14 protein-coding genes are annotated in these 14,850 nt (G+C 64.8%); 6 read left to right on the forward strand and 8 right to left on the reverse strand.

Annotation, left to right across the window (positions count from 1 at the left end; all coding sequences use genetic code 11):
* The first annotated feature begins 123 nt into the window (after nt 1-123).
* The 3 genes from C5L14_RS21185 (at nt 124) to C5L14_RS21195 (ending at nt 1,634) form a co-directional block, all read left to right on the forward strand.
* Nucleotides 124-867 (forward strand): XRE family transcriptional regulator, encoded by a 744-nt coding sequence (locus tag C5L14_RS21185; protein WP_105864065.1) that lies wholly within the window; start codon nt 124-126, stop codon nt 865-867.
* Nucleotides 868-959: 92 nt separating this feature from the next.
* Nucleotides 960-1,292, forward strand: a complete 333-nt coding sequence (locus C5L14_RS21190) for a hypothetical protein (RefSeq protein WP_105864066.1) — start codon at nt 960-962, stop codon at nt 1,290-1,292.
* A 120-nt stretch (nt 1,293-1,412) separates the two neighbouring features.
* Nucleotides 1,413-1,634: a hypothetical protein gene (locus C5L14_RS21195; RefSeq protein ID WP_105864067.1), complete on the forward strand. Its 222-nt coding sequence runs from the start codon at nt 1,413-1,415 to the stop codon at nt 1,632-1,634.
* 66 nt (nt 1,635-1,700) lie between these two features.
* Here the strand turns inward: C5L14_RS21195 and C5L14_RS21200 are convergent, their stop codons facing one another.
* Entirely contained in the window at nt 1,701-2,342 is a 642-nt protein-coding gene (locus tag C5L14_RS21200; RefSeq protein WP_105864068.1) for a YceH family protein, read from the reverse strand.
* Nucleotides 2,343-2,535: 193 nt separating this feature from the next.
* Between C5L14_RS21200 and gmd the strand changes: the two genes are divergently transcribed.
* Entirely contained in the window at nt 2,536-3,594 is a 1,059-nt protein-coding gene (gene gmd, locus C5L14_RS21205) for a GDP-mannose 4,6-dehydratase (protein WP_105864218.1), read from the forward strand.
* Nucleotides 3,595-3,708: 114 nt separating this feature from the next.
* Here the strand turns inward: gmd and C5L14_RS21210 are convergent, their stop codons facing one another.
* Nucleotides 3,709-4,662: a GDP-L-fucose synthase family protein gene (locus C5L14_RS21210; RefSeq protein WP_105864069.1), complete on the reverse strand. Its 954-nt coding sequence runs from the start codon at nt 4,660-4,662 to the stop codon at nt 3,709-3,711.
* Between the two features lie 104 nt (nt 4,663-4,766).
* Nucleotides 4,767-5,504, reverse strand: coding sequence for an outer membrane protein (locus C5L14_RS21215; RefSeq protein WP_105864070.1), 738 nt, complete (start codon nt 5,502-5,504; stop codon nt 4,767-4,769).
* 414 nt (nt 5,505-5,918) lie between these two features.
* Here C5L14_RS21215 and C5L14_RS21220 point away from each other — a divergent pair, with 414 nt between their 5' ends.
* Together C5L14_RS21220 and C5L14_RS21225 are read left to right on the forward strand one after the other, a co-directional pair.
* A complete protein-coding gene (locus C5L14_RS21220; RefSeq protein ID WP_181161278.1) occupies nt 5,919-7,037 on the forward strand; it encodes a glycosyltransferase in 1,119 nt (372 codons plus the stop codon).
* A 12-nt stretch (nt 7,038-7,049) separates the two neighbouring features.
* Complete coding sequence (locus tag C5L14_RS21225) at nt 7,050-7,982, forward strand: hypothetical protein (protein ID WP_105864072.1); 933 nt, start codon at nt 7,050-7,052, stop codon at nt 7,980-7,982.
* Nucleotides 7,983-8,009: 27 nt separating this feature from the next.
* Here C5L14_RS21225 and C5L14_RS21230 read toward each other — a convergent pair whose 3' ends face one another.
* From C5L14_RS21230 to amaB, 5 genes are all read right to left on the reverse strand, one after another.
* Nucleotides 8,010-10,373, reverse strand: a complete 2,364-nt coding sequence (locus C5L14_RS21230; RefSeq protein ID WP_105864073.1) for a TRAP transporter permease — start codon at nt 10,371-10,373, stop codon at nt 8,010-8,012.
* A gap of 115 nt (nt 10,374-10,488) precedes the next feature.
* Complete coding sequence (locus C5L14_RS21235) at nt 10,489-11,472, reverse strand: TAXI family TRAP transporter solute-binding subunit (protein ID WP_105864074.1); 984 nt, start codon at nt 11,470-11,472, stop codon at nt 10,489-10,491.
* Between the two features lie 148 nt (nt 11,473-11,620).
* Nucleotides 11,621-12,364 carry a glycosyltransferase family 2 protein gene (locus C5L14_RS21240; protein WP_105864075.1) on the reverse strand — a complete coding sequence of 248 codons (744 nt, stop codon included), beginning with the start codon at nt 12,362-12,364 and terminating at the stop codon, nt 11,621-11,623.
* A 68-nt stretch (nt 12,365-12,432) separates the two neighbouring features.
* Nucleotides 12,433-13,194 (reverse strand): lytic transglycosylase domain-containing protein, encoded by a 762-nt coding sequence (locus C5L14_RS21245; protein WP_245443476.1) that lies wholly within the window; start codon nt 13,192-13,194, stop codon nt 12,433-12,435.
* 20 nt (nt 13,195-13,214) lie between these two features.
* Nucleotides 13,215-14,750 carry an L-piperidine-6-carboxylate dehydrogenase gene (gene amaB, locus C5L14_RS21250; protein ID WP_105864077.1) on the reverse strand — a complete coding sequence of 512 codons (1,536 nt, stop codon included), beginning with the start codon at nt 14,748-14,750 and terminating at the stop codon, nt 13,215-13,217.
* Between the last annotated feature and the right edge of the window lie 100 nt (nt 14,751-14,850).

Here is a 14,850-nt window from a genome sequence, read left to right on the forward strand (position 1 = left end):
CCTGAGCCGGTTGGGCGAGCGATGGCTATGACTCGAATGTACCCAATATGGGTACATAAGGCAAGAGGGATGTTCCCAAAAATAATGCTAGTCACACTGTAATTTTTGAGGCATTGTGCCCGTATGGGGAACAATCTCAAAACATTGCGCACCGCCAAAGGCCTGTCGCAGGAAGCGTTGGCCCGGGAAATGGGTACAACCCGGACCCAACTCGTGAAGCTGGAGCGGGGCGAGCGGCGCCTTTCGGACATATGGATCGTGCGGGCCGCCGCGGCGCTGAAAGTCGATCCCGGCGATCTGATGTCGAACCGCCTGCAACTCACCTCCTTCGATCCCGACGAGCACCAGCCCGACGGCTTCTTCGAGCCGGAGGCGCCCGAGCCGCTCGATCCCGATGCGCCGCCGCGCATTCCCAGCAATGGCATCGTCGAGGTCGACGCCCGCGCCGGCATGGGGGGCGGCGGGCAGGTGGCGCATGCCTATTACCGCGACGGCGACAAGATCGAGACGCGGGACGCGGTCAAGCCTGATGCGTGGGTGTTCCCGCCCTGGTTCCTGCGGGGAATCGGCGCCAAGCCGGGGGAGTTGCTGATCATCGAGGCCAAGGGCGATTCCATGCGCCCGACCATCGCACCGGGCACACCGCTGATCATCGATACCCGCCACCGCATCCCCTCGCCCGACGGCATCTATGCCATCCGCGACCGCTGGGGCGACATCCAGGCCAAGCGTATCGAAACCTCCAAGATCCTCGGCGACAACACCATCCGGGTGATCAGCGACAATGGTGGCCATGTCCAGATCGCCCGCAGCGAGGATGAACTGCAGATCGTCGGCAAGGTCGTCGCCGGCTGGCATTTTTTCTGATTTCGTCACAGCTTGGGTTGACAAGATGTACCCATATTGGGAACATTGTTCCCATGAGCCACGGGGCTTGCCCGTAATGGGAGATGTCAGCCATGTCCGACTATACCCTGGCTTTCGAGGAGCTTCATCTCGTGCAGATCGGCGGCCTGCTTGCCGGGCCTCTCGATGGCGCCGCTCACATCGGCTTCGGTCTCTCCCGCACCGCGATGCGCTTCGACAGCATAAAGCTCAACGTCTGGAATCCCAGGGAGCGCAAGGCATCCTTTACGACGCTGAGGGAGGGCGATCCCTGGTTTGACGAAATCTGCAACGCCCTCGTCATCGACGCCGTCTATGGGGCCCTGATCGCCGAGGCCGTGGAAGGGCATTGGCGCCAGAAGCCGAGTGCCTATGACCGCGCCCGTGATCGCCGGGAGGCGGCGTGAGGCCGGCGCAAGCGGAACCAATTTGGGGTGAGGCGATTTCCAATCGAACTATCTGTCGACTATTCCAGAAAATGCGCCAGGGTTGGGTCTCGATGTGAGCGGCGCAGCGGAAAGCCCTGGGTGGACGGGCTCATCGTCAAGACCGCCGGCTCCGGTGGATGGGGCAGCAACGGAGCGTTCATTCCGTTGTTCGATCGCATAGTACGGGTCGGCACCGACAGCCCGCCCGGCTATGGCTGGTATTCAGACCTTGCCACACGGATCGCCGAATTTCTCGGTTGGGAAGCGATGGAAGATGGCGAGAACCAACTGATTCACCCGAAGAGGGACTATCCGGCGTGAGTCTGCGTCTGCTGGCCCTGCAAAATACTATCGTCCTGGATCGCCGCCAGCGGCAGCATCCCCTAACTAGGCGCCCACGGCGTCGAGGCGCGCCTTGAGGTCGGCAACCTGCTCTTCCAGGGCGCGCACGCGCTCCTCGAGTTCTGCGATGGCCGATGTGGACGCTGCGGCGGGGCGCGGAGCAGGGGCAGCGAGCATGGAGACCTCGACATCGCCCGACAGCAGATGGGCGAAGCGGTCCTCGCGCTGGCCCGGCGCCCGCCCGATTTCCTTGACCAGCGGCGGGCGGGCACTGGCGAGCAGATCGAGCTCCTGCCTGATCTCGTCGGCCGAGCCGAAGCTTGCCATGCGATCGGTCCGGGTCTGCAACTCGTTCAGGGTCTGGGGGCCGCGCAGCAGCATCACCGCCAGCAGGGCCGATTGCTGCTTGGTCAGGTTGAAGCGCTGGCCGGCGAGATGTTCATAGCGCTCGACGCGCGAGCCGAAGGCGCGGCGCACCAGCCCCTGTTGTTCCAGCGTCGCGAGCGTGTGGCCGATCTCGCCCGGCTCCAGGGCCATGACCGGCTCGCGCGACGTCTTCTGATTGGCTGCGGCCTGCAGTGCGTTCAGCGTCAGCGGATAGGCGTCCGGCGTCAGCAACTGCTTTTCGATCAGGCAGCCGAAGACGCGGGCTTCCATGGCATTGAGAAAGGGCGGTTCCTGGGACATGCGAAGGCAGCCTGTTTGCGCAAGGGGGATCGGCTTCGAGTGCTAACCGCTCACCGATCATAACTCAACTGGCGAGCAGGCATTCCTTCTGCGGCTTGCGGGGGCGTGTGCTCTGATCCATACCGGAGGCACAAGTTGGCTGCCTCTTCGATGAGGGATGCCGGCAGAGGGAGGCGGCATGAACGGCAGGGGCTTGAGTAGCAAGACGGCGCTCATCACGGGCATGACGGGCCAGGACGGCTATTACCTCACCAGGCTGCTGCTGGAGAAAGGCTATCAGGTCCACGGCATCAAGCGGCCGTCCTCTTCCTTCAATACGGCGAGGCTCGATGCGATCTACCAGGACCCGCATGTCGAGGGACGGCGCCTGCATATCCATTATGCCGACATGCAGGATGGACAGAGCCTGGTACGGGTGGTCGATGCCGTGCGGCCCGACGAGATCTACAATCTGGCGGCACAGAGCCATGTGCGCGTCAGCTTCGACATGCCCGAATATACCGCCGACATCGATGCGGTTGGGCCTCTGCGCCTGCTGCAGGCGATCCGCACTCTCAAGCTGGAAGGGCGCTGCCGCTTCTATCAGGCCTCCACCTCCGAGCTTTATGGCGGCCGGAGCGATCAGCCGCAGGACGAGAGCTCGCCCTTCAATCCGCGCAGCCCCTATGCCATTGCCAAGCTCTATGCCCATTGGACCACGGTGAACCATCGCGAGGCCTATGGCCTGCACGCCTCGAACGGCATCCTGTTCAATCACGAAAGTCCGCTGCGTGGCGAGACCTTCGTCAGCCGCAAGATCACCCGGGCGGTGGCGGCGATCGAGGCCGGCCGGCAGGACAGGCTCTATCTCGGCAATCTTGAAGCCCGGCGCGACTGGGGCCATGCCCGCGACTATGTGGAGGGCATGTGGCGCATGCTGCAGCAGGACAAACCCGATGATTACGTGCTCGCGACGGGCCGAGCCCATTCGGTGCGCGATTTCGTCGAGCGGGCCTTCGCTCATGTCGGCCGCTCTCTCGATTGGATCGGCGCCGGCCTGGAGGAGAGGGGGGTCGACCGGGCCAGCGGGCGCGAACTCGTCAGCATCGATCCGCGTTATTTCCGCCCCACCGAAGTCGACCATCTCGTCGGCAATGCCGCCAAGGCGCGAAGCATGTTAGGGTGGCAACATCATACGAGTTTCGAGGCGCTGGTCACGGAGATGATGACCGCCGATCTCGAAGCCGAGCGCGGCAATAATAGGGCTGGATGAGACGGCCGAGAAAGCTATAGCGTTTTGCGATTAGACGGAGTCACCTAGAATCGCAAAGACGCGTCAGAACAATGAGTTAGAGCAAATTAGCCTCACGCTTGAACGCGCTTTGCTCTAGGGCGCCGCAGACCTATCTCTGCTCTCCTCGGCAAGGTACCAGGCATAGGTCTCGGCGAGGCCTTCCTCGAGTCCGATGCGAGGGCGCCAGCCAAGCGCGGCGATACGCGATGAATCCATCAGCTTGCGCGGCGTGCCGTCCGGCTTGCTGCGATCATGCCTGGTGCCACCAGCATAGCCGACGACGCGTTTCACCACTTCCAGCAGGTCCAGGATCGTGATGTCCTGTCCGGCTCCGATATTGATCGGCTTCTCGTCGGAATAGGTCTTGGCGAGGCGCACCAAAGCGTCGGCGCAGTCGTCGACATGCAGGAATTCGCGCCGGGGCGTGCCGCTGCCCCAGATCTCGATGGAGGGTGCCTCCTGCAGTTTGGCTTCGTGCACCCGCCGGATGAAGGCGGCCAGGACATGGCTCGACGCCAGATCGAAATTGTCGTGCGGGCCATAGAGATTGCAAGGCATGGCGGCAATGAAGTCGCAGCCATGCTGGCGCCGATAAGCCTGGGCCAGTTTGACTCCGGCGATCTTGGCGATCGCATACCACTCATTGGTCGGCTCGAGCGGGCCTGACAGGAGCTGGTCTTCATCGATCGGCTGGGCGGCTTCGCGGGGATAGATGCAGCTCGATCCGAGCATCACCAGTTTGCGGATCCCCGCTCGCGCGGCCGCATGCACGACATTGGTTTCGATGGCGAGGTTGTCGTAGAGGAAATCGGCAGGGAGGCTGGCATTGGCGAGGATGCCGCCGACCTTGGCTGCGGCGAGGAAGATCACCTCGGGTTGCGTCCGCTCGATCCAGGCCTCGGTCTCGGCCTGCCGCCTGAGGTCGAGCTCGGCCCGGCCGGCCGTCAGCAGGGTGCACCCCTCGTTTTGCAGCCGCCGCATCAGGGCGGCCCCGACCATGCCGCGATGGCCGGCGACCCAGACCCTTTTGCCTTCCAGCGACATCATGGAGATCACACCCCGTTTCGGTTTCGGCTGCCTCCTCTATAGCAGGACCCCAAAAACAAAAACCCGGCATAAGCCGGGTTCCCGTCGAAATCCGTTTGACCGGATCAGAACTTGTAGCTGACGCCGACCGTCGCGGTCGTCTGGGTCCAGCCGGCCTTGACGCTTGGATCAGTGACCACATAGCGCTTCTTCTGGAAGTCGGTGTAGCGCACTTCCACGCGCCCGATCCAGTTCTGGGTGAAGGCATATTCGGCGCCGGCGCCAATGGTCCAGCCCACATGTGTGTTGGTGTCGCTGGTACCATAGGCGTTGCCGAACAGCTGCCCCCGATCCGACAGCTTGCCTTGCGCAAACGCGACGCCGCCGGTGGCATAAAGCAGGATGTTGTCGAAGGCATAGCCGGCGCGCAGGCGAACCGAACCCTGCCATTCGCTCTTCATCTGCAGACGGCCAGTCCAGGAACCACCAGCATAGTTGTAGCGATGGCTGCCCTTGACGTCGGCGTAGTCGATATCGGCTTCGGCACCGACGACGAACTGATTGATCTGGTAATTGTAGCCGGCATGGGCACCGCCGACGAAGCCGTTCATGTCGAAATGATCGGCTGCGACACTGGTCGGCTGGATGGGGGGCAAAATCGGGCCATTCTCGGAAGAATGATTGTCGCTTTCACGACCCCAGCCATAACCGGCGTGCAGGCCGATATAGGGACCGGACCAGTCAAAGGGCGTGTAGGCTGGAGCAACTGGCTCAACGGCCTGGGGCGCCAGGTCGGCAGCGTTGACGGCACCCGCAAAGAGGGCCACGGCCACCACGGTCGGTGCGAAAACTGCCTTGAACATGATGCCCCCCGTTCTCGCCCGGTACCGAGTTTCGTCCGACACCGAAACATTCCTATGTACGAAGCTATGGGAGAGCCGTGATTCCAAGTCAAAGGAATTGCCCGGCGTGTCGGGTGTCCGCCACATTTTCGCCACGAGATGTGGCGGATGGGTTACAGTATTCCGGTACCGACAACCCAATGCTACCTCTCGCGGCCCAAAAGGGCTCGAAATAATGGTTCGAGACGCATTTCTGGTGGTGATTCGCGAGGAAAACAAAGGATCTCTGTCGGTGCAGCCTGATTGACAGCCCCCGATCTCCTACCTACAGCTGAACTATCGGTTTCCTGAATGGCGCACTGCTCAATTCCGAGCCTCCGGTGACGGACAATGTCGCATCGGAGGCTTTGTTTTATCCAGGACGTTGGACTTGTCATGATGCACGGCCGGGTGACCATATCGGCGGCGATGATCGTGAAGAACGAGGCCCGCTTCCTGCCGGGATGTCTGGATTCGCTGGCAGGCAGGGTCGATGAGATCGTCGTGGTCGATACCGGTTCGACCGACGGAACGATCGAAATCGCCGAGCAGGCGGGCGTGCACCTTCTGCACCAGGCCTGGCGAGGCGACTTCGCCGGCCCCCGCAATTTCGGCCTCGATCATGTTCGAACCGGCTGGGTGCTCTATATCGATGCCGATGAGCGCCTCGGCTTGCCGCGTGGCGGCCGCCTTGCGGACTATATCGACCCCGTGGCCGTCGCCGGTTTCGTCCGTTTCCGGCCCAAGACCAATTTCACCCGCTATCGCGAATGGCGCTTGTTCCGGGCCGATCGGCGTATCCGCTTCGCAGGCATGATCCACGAGACGGCGGTACCTGCCATCAAGGCGGTGGGCCGGCTGGAGGGCTGGCCGGTGGTGCAGACCGATGTCGAGATCGATCATCTGGGCTATGACGGCGACATCTCGCACAAACATCCGCGCAATCTGGCTTTGCTGGAGCAGGCCCTGCCGGGCGATCCGGACCGGCTGTTCTACTGGCATCATCTGGCCGAAACCTATGCCGGGCTCGGCCGGTGGGAAGAGGCGGAGAAGGCCGCCCGGCAAGGCCTCGAACGGACCGAGGGACAGGACGACGACAATCGCAGCGCGACCGCGAGCCTTCTTCATCAATTTCTGGTGCGGTCCGAACTGCGGCAGGGACGCGATCCCACCGGCCTGATCGCTTCGGCGCTGGCGCGCGAACCCGACGACTATGCCCTGCATTTCCTCAAGGGCCATGCTCTCCTTGCGATCGGCCAGGCGGAGGAGGCCCTCGAGGTCGCGCAACTCCTGCGGGGCATCGATCCGGACCGGCTACCCGACGGCTGGCTCGCCTTCGACCGGGCCCTGTTCGCGGACAAAGCTTGCGAATTGGCGGCGCTGGCCTGTCTCGATCTTGGCCGGCATACCGAGGCGGGCGGGTATTTCGCCGAAGCCTCGCGCCTCGCGCCCGGCGTGCTGGCCTATCGCGTCAAAGCTGCGGCCTTTGGCGGCATCGTGCCTGTGGACCAGTGAGGGCCATTTCGGATGGAACCGACCCGCAATCTCGTGCTGGTGCATAGCCAGGGCTGGCAAAGCGTCGCCGATTTCGAGGCCATCAAGGGCTTCGTCCAGGAGATGGCGCCGGACATCGAGGTGTTCATCGCTTCCAACGATGCCCCGTCTTCCTATACGCGCAAGAAGGCTGCGGCGCGGCCTGCCCTGATCTTCTCGCCGATACGGCTGCAGCGCTTCAAGCCGGACAGGGGCAGGATCTATCAGGGCCAGCCGATGTCGAAACTCGCCGAGGTGCAGCGGTTGGCGGCGGCCGGCGTGCCGGTACCGCCTTTCGAGGAGATCCGCCCCGACACGGTGCTCTCGCCCGAGACCTACGGTCCCCTGGTCGTGGTCAAGCCATCCTACCCCTTCGCATCCTGGGGCCAGGGGGTCGAACTCCAGCACAGGGGCAAGGTGCGCTACCGGCCACCGGAGGACTATCCGCCCGACCATCCCGGGCGGCAGGGACCGATGATCGCGCAGAAATTCATCGATTGCGGGCATGCCATGACTTGCCGCGTCCTGACCCTGTTCGGCGAGACCATCTTCACCTTCGGGCGTGAATCCACCAGGCCGCTGGCGCTCGACCTAGGCAGGGAGACCTATGACGTGGCCGATTTCATGCCGGCACCGCCGGACAATTTCGTCTACGCCACCCATGAGCCCGACATCCTCGCCCTGGCGGCGCAGGCCTACCGGGCCATGCCGGAAGTGGCGCTGCAGGCCTGCGACATCCTGCGGGCGCAGACCGGCGAGCTCTACATCATCGAGGTCAATCCGGGTGGAGGCACCTGGATGTTTTCCAGCAAGCTGGCCGATCGCTATCGCGAACGCCTCGGAGTCGAAGACCTGACGGCGGAATTCGATGCCTTTCGCACCTGTGCCCGCCTGCTGGTGGAACGCACCCGGGCCGAGGCGGAATAGGCAAAGTCATGCTCGATGGTGAAGGCGTTATGCCTCCCTTTCGCCGAGGGTGGACCGCACGCGCAGCCAATGCAGCAGCAGGGCCGCGCCGAGGAAGGCGGTTCCACCGAGATCGGCCCAGGCATCGGCAGCCAGCAGCAGGGCGCCGCCGATGGTGGCCAGGATGCGTTCGAACGCATTGGCATGGCGCAGGGCATAGCCGGTGGCGCCCATGGCGAGGCCGACAAGCGCGAGGCAGGAGGTGGCGGTGGTCAGCAGCACCTGCAGCCATTCAGCGAGATCGGCGGGCCAGCCGCCGCCGGGGGCGAGCATGAGCAGCCGCAGGCCGTCTGGCGTCAGGCAGAACATGAAGGGGACCAGAAAGGCCGGCAGCGTGTATTTCCAGGCCTGGATCATGGTGCGGAAGGGCGTGCCGCCGGTGATCGCTGCCGCGGCGAAGGGCGCCAGTGCCGTCGGCGGAGAGACGTCCGCCAGCACCGCGTAGTAGAACATGAACATATGGGCGGCCGGCTCCGGCACGCCGACGCCGGTCAGCGCCGGCACCAGCATCACGGCCGCAATGATGTAGCTCGCCGTCACCGGCACGGCAGTACCGAGGATCCACATGGCGATGGCGGCGAGGATGATCACCACCACCCGTTCGCCTCCGCCGAGCGTGACGATGATCGAGGAGATGGTCAGGCCAAGACCCGTGAGATTGACGACGGAGACGATGATGCCGGCGCAGGCGCAGATCGAGGCGATGCCGAGTACCGAGCGCGAACCGTCGATCAGGGCCTCGATCATGCGCGTGGCGGCAGGATCCGGTGCGCGCCCGGCGCGCAGGGCCAGCCAGGCTTCGAGGCCGGAGGCGAGCGTGGCCGCTGCCATGCCCCAGAAGACGCATACAGAGATGCGCCCGTCGAAGAGATTGACCAGGCCGAACCGAGCCGACAGGCCGGACACGCCGAAACCATAGGCGGCGAGGCCCGCGATCACGCCGATGGCGAAGGCGCGCGGTGTCACCAACCGGCTGTGCTCGCGGATCATCGACAGGCCGAAGGCGATGGCGATCGACCAGAACACCGCCAGGAAGGAGGTGAAGCCGAGGATGAGGAAGACGGCGATCGCGCCGAGCGAGAGGAAGTGATAGCCCTCGCTCACCGTCAACTGCCACAGCGAAGCGTCGGAGGTCTTCACCGGCGTGACCTTGAGGCGGCGGGCGTCGGCCTCCGTCATCAGCCAGCATGAGAGGTAATATAGTAAGGTCGGAATGATGGCGTAGATCAGGATGTCGAGATAGTCGACATTGAGATATTCGGCGATGATGAAGGCCGCAGCCCCGAGCGTCGGCGGCGACAGGGTGGCACCGATCCCGGCCGCCGAAAGCATGCCGCCGGCGACGTTGGGCGTATAGCCCGAGCGCCGCAGCATCGGCCAGGCGAGCGAGGCGATGGTCACCGTGGTGGCGACGCCCGAGCCCGACACCGTACCGAGCAGGAAGCCCGAGGTCACGACGGCGCGGCCGGGGGCGGAGGGCGAGGGCTTCTTGCCGAACAGGGCGAAGGCCCAGTCGATGAAGAATTTACCGGCGCCGCCTCGTTCCAGCACCGCACCATAGATGGTGAACAGGATGATGAAGGTCGCGGCCACGTCGAGCGGCGTCGAGAACAGGCCCTCCAGCGTCAGGGCGTTCTGGCCGATGATGCGCTGCAGGGAGAAACCGCGATGGTCGAAGGGCTCCGGGATATAGGGCCCGAAATAGCAGTAGATCAGGAAGAAGATGGCGATGGCCGGCAGGATCCAACCTACGGTGCGGCGGGTCGCTTCCAGGACCAGCAGGATCAGCGCCCCGCCGAGTACCAGTTCTTCCGGCGTCGGGCGGGTCGGGCGGGCCTTGTAGTCCTCGATGGTAAGGCACAGCACCAGCGCCGTGCCGATACAGAGCGCGACCAGGATCCAGTCGAGCACGCGGGTGTCGATCAGCAGCCGGCTGCGTGTCGCCAACGGCATCAGGGCGAAACACAGGCCGATCACGAGGAGCTGCAACGCCGCCGGCAGGCTGCGGGCGAAGATGCCGCTCTGCGTTGCCAAAGCGAGGCAGGCGAGAGCGCCGATGAGCCCGGCGAGCCATTCCTCGATCGAGGCGGGGCGCGGCGTGCGGTCACGCACCAGCGGAAAGAGAGCGAAGACCAGTGCCAGTACGATGGCCAGGAAGCTGACGCGGTAGATCGTGGTGTTGACGGCGAATTGCGTCCAGTAGAGCACATAGGCCGAGAGGCCGAAGAGCGAAAGGCCGGTCACCCGCCCGAGCCAGCCGGACAGATGCGCCGCCGGGCCGCCCTCATTGTCGGAGGAGAGCCGCTCGAATTCCTCTTCGGTCAGCTCGACCCTGGTTTCGGTTTCACGCATGGAGCCTGATTGACTTTGCTGGGGAATCTTTCCGGGATCGCAGGCTTCCAGCCCCCTTTGGAAACCGCCGCGTTCGCAAGTGAAAGAGCCGAAGGGATGCCGGCGATCCCAGGGACTACTTCAGCACGCCCTTGGCCTTGTAGTAAGCCTCCGCCGCCGGATGGAAGGGCACGGCCGTCTTGGTCGCGGCGGTGGCAAGCGAGAGCTTGCGGGCTTCGGGATGCACCTTGTGGACCTCGTCGAGATTGTTGAAGAGGCCGTCCAGCATGGTGGTGATCAGGCTGTCCTCGGCCTTGGCCGAGACGATCAGGACATTGGCGATGCCGAGGCCCGCGACATCGCCGCTCAAGCCGGCATAGGCATCCTTCTTGAGGAGGAAGGGGCGGTAGAGGCCGGGATATTTCTTCTCGACCACGGCGAGTTCCGCATCGGCCGGGATGAAGGAGATCGGCGGCTGGCCGGTGGTCGCGAGGTCGCGCACCGCCGAGGTCGGTACGCCGCCGATCCAGAAGAAGGCGGCGACCTTGCCGTCCTTCAGCGCGCCGACCGATTCGGCCACGCCGAGATTGTCGCGTGTCACGTCGGTCTTGGGATCGAGCCCGGCCGCGGCCAGGACGCGGTCCGCGATCGATTCGGTAGAAGAGCCGGCCGAGCCGATGGAAACGCGCTTGCCTTTGAGATCGGCGATGCGGTTGATGCCGGCATCCTTGCTCGCCACCACATGCAGGAAGGAATCGTAGAGCACGGCGAGCACCGCGACATCCTGCTTGCCGTCCTGCTCATAGGCACCCAGACCGTTGATCGCGTCATAGGTGGAATCGAGGGTGGAAAAACCAAGCTCCGCCTCGCCGGCATGCAGCAGCTTGGCATTATCGACCGAACCGCCGGTGACTTGGGCCGTTGCCTGCAGATTGGGGACTTTCTCGGAGAAGATTTTGGCGAGGCCGCCGCCATAGGGATAGAAAACCCCGCCAGTGCCGCCGGTGGCGACCACCATGCGAACACGCTTTTGGGCCCTTGCAGGCGCCGAGAGGGCCGTCAAAACAAGTCCGGCGCCGGCGGAAAGCAGGCCGCGACGGTTGAGGAGCATGGCGGACATGTGGTTCTCCCTGAATGATGTTCGTTATGGTTGAGGCAGATCATAGGGAGCAATCGCCGATCTGCAAGCATGCTCCGCCGGCCTGCCGAAACGCTACGGCAATCGGCGGGCATTTCATGGGAGGGATGGCAGGCCCGGCGGATCTTCCTCACGAAGGCCGGCCGCCCTCCCTGGCGATTGATTCGTGATTGCGCAGCACGAGCTGGCCGAGGCCGTGCTTGGCGGACAGGCGGCCGAGATTGGCCTGGCGGGCGGCGAGATTGACGGCGGCCGAGACGCTGTCGTCCCTGGCCGAGATGCGCACGGCATTACCCTGGGGGCCGGAGAATGGCACGCCGGCGGCGAACAGGCGCAGATACCAGTCCCAATCCCAGTAATAGGGCAGCTTGTCGTCGAACGGGCCGAGATTCTGGTGCAGGCTGCGCGGATAGATCACGCCTGACACCAACAGGCGGTTGTCGCGGCGGATGGCTTCGGCATCGGCATGGGCCTCGAAGGCGAGTTCGCTGCCGGCATCGGCACGCTGGCCCTCGGCAACGATGCGGCCGGAGGCATAGAGGAGGCCACGGCTGTCGGACTTGGCGAGCATACGCTCGAGATGGTCAGGTTCTGCCCACCAGTCGTCGTCATCGAGGAAGGCGATGCGCCGGCCTCGCGCTGCGGCCACGCCGAGATTGCGGGCCGGAACCTGGCCGCTGCCCCCGCTGAGCAGGGCCTGCAGGTGATCGAGGCCGAGGTCCTCCGCCAGCCGCGCCCCTCTGCCGTCGCCGTCATCCACCACGACGAGCTCGAAATCCCGGAAGGATTGAGCCTGTGCCGAGGCCAGCGCCCGCTGCAGGAGTTCAGGCCGGTCTTTGGTGGGGATGATGATGCTGAGTTCAGGCTGGGACATGTCGGTTTTGGTGCGAGGTGCCACCGGAGATCGAAAAGCCTTCCCCGACGCGCGGAGAAGGCGCCTCCTCAGCGGCTGGGCTTGCCCTTGATCAGATGCGGCAGCATGCCCTTGCGCTTGGCCTCGTAATAGTAGCCGCTGGAATAGAGCCGCACCGCCCGCTCCGGGCTGCCGCCCGAGACGCGCCAGGCATTGGCGAGATAGGCGGCGCCATAGGTGAGGTTGGTATCGGCGTCGAACAGGCCGGCGGCGCCGCCCTGATATCCCATGCCGCGGGCGGTATCGAGCCGCATCTGCATCAGGCCGAGATAGGGGCCGTTGCGCGCGCCGGGATTGAAGCCGCTTTCACGCTTGACCACCCGGCGCAACAGGCTCTCGGGCACGTTGTAGCGGGCGGCATGCTTGGTGATGAGGGAATCGACATCGCCGATGGGTTTGAGATTCAAAGGCTCGGCGGCGGCTTTCTGCACGGCTGCCGGTGCTGCCGTCGGGATGCTGGCAGTCTGGATCTCGGCTTCGGGCGCGGGGGGAACCGCCAGGCTGGCCCCCGCTATGTCGCGCGGGCGGGTGGGCGGCAGGGGGATGGCGGCAAGCGTGGTTTCGCCCGCTTTCACCGCTTCGGGAGCGGCGGCAACGGCCGCGGCCGTGGTGCCGGTACGCCTGGCGCGCTTTTCGAGCTTGGCCTTGGCCTTGAGGACCGGGCCGGGCGCTGCAACCGCCACGGCCTGCGAGGGGGCTTGTTGGACCTGTGTCTGCGCCTGTGCCAGACCGGGGAAGGTGAGGAAGCCGATTGTCACACAGCCGGCCAGCGCAAATTCAAGGTTTCTCAAGCGTCTCGTCTCCGCCATCCTCAAGGGCTCGTCCCTCCGTCGTCGACATCGAATTTCACGCCCTGCGCCAGCGGCAGGGTCCGGCCGTAATTGATGGCGCTGGTCTGGCGCCGCATATAGGCCTTCCAGGCATCCGAGCCGCTCTCGCGGCCGCCGCCGGTTTCCTTCTCGCCGCCAAAAGCGCCGCCGATCTCGGCGCCCGACGGGCCCATATTGACATTGGCAATGCCGCAATCGGAGCCCTGGGCGGAGACGAAGCGCTCGACCTCGCGCATGTCGGTGGCGAAGATCGAGGAAGACAGGCCCTGCGGCACACCGTTCTGCAGCGCCAGGGCCTCGTCGAACTCGCTATATTTCAGCACATAGAGAATCGGGGCGAAGGTTTCGTTAACGACGGGGCCGACCTGTTCCGGCATCTCGACCAGGGCCGGACGGGCGTAATAAGCCTCCTGCGGGCCGGCTTCCGTGACACGGGCGCCGCCATGCACGGTGCCGCCGGCCTTGCGGGCCTCCTCAAGCGCCTTCTGCATGCCGTCGAAGGCGGCCTTGTCGATCAGCGGACCGACCAGCGATTCGGTGGTGAGGGGATTGCCGACGCTGATGGAAGCGTAGACCTTCTTCAGCTTGCCGACGAGTTCGTCATAGACGCTGTCATGCACGATCAGGCGGCGCAGCGAGGTGCAGCGCTGGCCGGCCGTGCCCATGGCGGCGAAGGCGATGGCGCGCAAGGCAAGATCGAGATCGGCCGAGGGCGTGACGATCGAGGCATTGTTGCCGCCAAGCTCGAGGATCGAGCGGCCGAAACGGCGGGCGACGCGCTCGCCGACGATGCGGCCCATGGCGGTGGAGCCGGTGGCGGAGACGACCGGCACGCGCGGATCCTCCACCAGCGCCTCGCCGACCTCGCGGGCGCCGAGGATGAGGGTGAACAGGCCGTCGGGTACGCCGCCGAAGCGCTTGGCGGCGCGGCTGAAGATGGCTTCCACGGCCAGTGCCGTGAGCGGGGTCTTCTCGGAGGGCTTCCACACCACGCTGTCGCCGCAGACGAAGGCCAGCGCCGCGTTCCAGCTCCACACCGCGACGGGGAAGTTGAAGGCCGAGATCACGCCGACCACGCCGGCGGGATGCCATTGCTCCATCATGCGGTGGTCGCCGCGCTCGGTGGCGATGGTGAGGCCGTAGAGCTGGCGCGACAGGCCGGTGGCGAAGTCGCAGATGTCGATCATCTCCTGCACTTCGCCCAGGCCCTCGGAGGCGATCTTGCCGACTTCGAGGCTGACCAGGCGGCCGAGCTCGGTCTTGGCGGCGCGCAGTTCCTCGCCGAGCAGGCGCACCAGTTCGCCGCGCTGCGGTGCCGGCACCTTGCGCCAAGCTTCGAAAGCGGCCTGTGCCTTGCCGATGGCGGCCTTGGCTCCGGCTGGGCTGTCGTCCTTGACGGCGCCGATGGCCTCGCCGGTGAGAGGGGTGCGAACGGTGCGGGAGCCGCCGGTAAAGCGGCTGGCCGGAACCCCGAGAGCCTCGAGAAGCTGGCGGGTTTCGGCGGCAGGACTGGTCATGATGACTCGCTCAATTCAACGCGATGTGGCGACGCTCATACCTTTTTTGGTGGCCCTGGGGAACCCCCGGGGCGCCGCGCGGATTCTCAGCTTCTTTCCA

The organism is Labrys okinawensis, assembly GCF_002982075.1.
Lineage (GTDB): Bacteria > Pseudomonadota > Alphaproteobacteria > Rhizobiales > Labraceae > Labrys > Labrys okinawensis_A.

Excerpts from the sequence above, each read along its gene's own strand:
- C5L14_RS21190 (WP_105864066.1), top strand. The coding sequence starts at position 960 with ATGTCCGACTATACCCTGGCTTTCGAGGAGCTTCATCTCGTGCAGATC.
- C5L14_RS21215 (WP_105864070.1), bottom strand. The coding sequence starts at position 5,504 with ATGTTCAAGGCAGTTTTCGCACCGACCGTGGTGGCCGTGGCCCTCTTT.
- C5L14_RS21200 (WP_105864068.1), bottom strand. The coding sequence starts at position 2,342 with ATGTCCCAGGAACCGCCCTTTCTCAATGCCATGGAAGCCCGCGTCTTC.
- C5L14_RS21220 (WP_181161278.1), top strand. The coding sequence starts at position 5,919 with ATGATGCACGGCCGGGTGACCATATCGGCGGCGATGATCGTGAAGAAC.
- C5L14_RS21225 (WP_105864072.1), top strand. The coding sequence starts at position 7,050 with ATGGAACCGACCCGCAATCTCGTGCTGGTGCATAGCCAGGGCTGGCAA.
- amaB (WP_105864077.1), bottom strand. The coding sequence starts at position 14,750 with ATGACCAGTCCTGCCGCCGAAACCCGCCAGCTTCTCGAGGCTCTCGGG.
- C5L14_RS21240 (WP_105864075.1), bottom strand. The coding sequence starts at position 12,364 with ATGTCCCAGCCTGAACTCAGCATCATCATCCCCACCAAAGACCGGCCT.
- C5L14_RS21230 (WP_105864073.1), bottom strand. The coding sequence starts at position 10,373 with ATGCGTGAAACCGAAACCAGGGTCGAGCTGACCGAAGAGGAATTCGAG.
- C5L14_RS21210 (WP_105864069.1), bottom strand. The coding sequence starts at position 4,662 with ATGATGTCGCTGGAAGGCAAAAGGGTCTGGGTCGCCGGCCATCGCGGC.
- C5L14_RS21185 (WP_105864065.1), top strand. The coding sequence starts at position 124 with ATGGGGAACAATCTCAAAACATTGCGCACCGCCAAAGGCCTGTCGCAG.
- C5L14_RS21235 (WP_105864074.1), bottom strand. The coding sequence starts at position 11,472 with ATGTCCGCCATGCTCCTCAACCGTCGCGGCCTGCTTTCCGCCGGCGCC.